This window comes from Vibrio sp. IB15 (assembly GCF_016406055.1).
Classification (GTDB): domain Bacteria; phylum Pseudomonadota; class Gammaproteobacteria; order Enterobacterales; family Vibrionaceae; genus Vibrio; species Vibrio chagasii.
Map to the genome: position 1 here is coordinate 1 of NZ_JAEFCE010000160.1, position 804 is coordinate 804.

Genomic DNA, 804 nt, shown 5'->3' on the forward strand with positions numbered 1-804 from the left:
CTTATAAAATCAACTGTTAAGCGATTAACGTCTCATTATAAGATTGATTGCTTTTCAGCATGGCACAAGCCATTCTGATCGTTTTGTTCGCAAGGGCGACAACCACTTGGTTAAACGACTTTCTTTCTAATAAGTTTCGTATCCAGCAACTTAAGCGATCTTCTTTATCTCGGATATTCGCTACCACCGCTCTTGCTCCATGAACGACAAGAGAGCGTAAGGTTTTATCACCTGATTTACTTATTCCGTGGTTTTTGTTCTTACCACCACTGCCAGTATGAGCCGGAACTAAACCTAAGCTCGCACTAGCTCCTCGACCATTTCTATAGGCCGAAGCGTCACCCAGACGGGAAAAAATGGCACTTGCAATCACCCAACGTACACCTCGTAAAGTGATTAATAACTGGCAAGCGGGTATTTGCTTTGCAAAGTCTATAAGTTGCGATTCAACTCTCTCGATAGGCTCATCAAGATTTAGTAGCTGAGCATGTAATTCTCGGAGAACGAATCGAGTTGTCGGTGTTAATTCATTCTCCATATCTTCGATAACGAAAGGGAGTAGTTCTCGCAGTTTATTGGCTCCTTGTGGGAAGGTAATGCCACATTCCGCTGCATAGCCACGGATACGTAGACTTACTGCCGTGCGTTGTTTTATATAGCTTTGTCTTAAACTCAGCAGCATTGCGATATCTTGCTGCTCCGGTGTTTTTACAGGTACAGCATGAATATCGGAGCGTAAGGAAGCTTCGTAAATCGCGATAGCATCATTAGCATCGTTCTTATTACCACTGCGATACGGCTTCA

Annotated in this window: 1 protein-coding gene; it reads right to left on the reverse strand. The window is 43.4% G+C overall.

Annotated elements, in window-relative coordinates; genetic code table 11:
• Positions 1–16: 16 nt before the first annotated feature.
• A partial coding sequence (locus JC606_RS23240) for an IS110 family transposase (RefSeq protein WP_198779569.1) occupies positions 17–804 on the reverse strand: 788 nt, incomplete at its 5' end.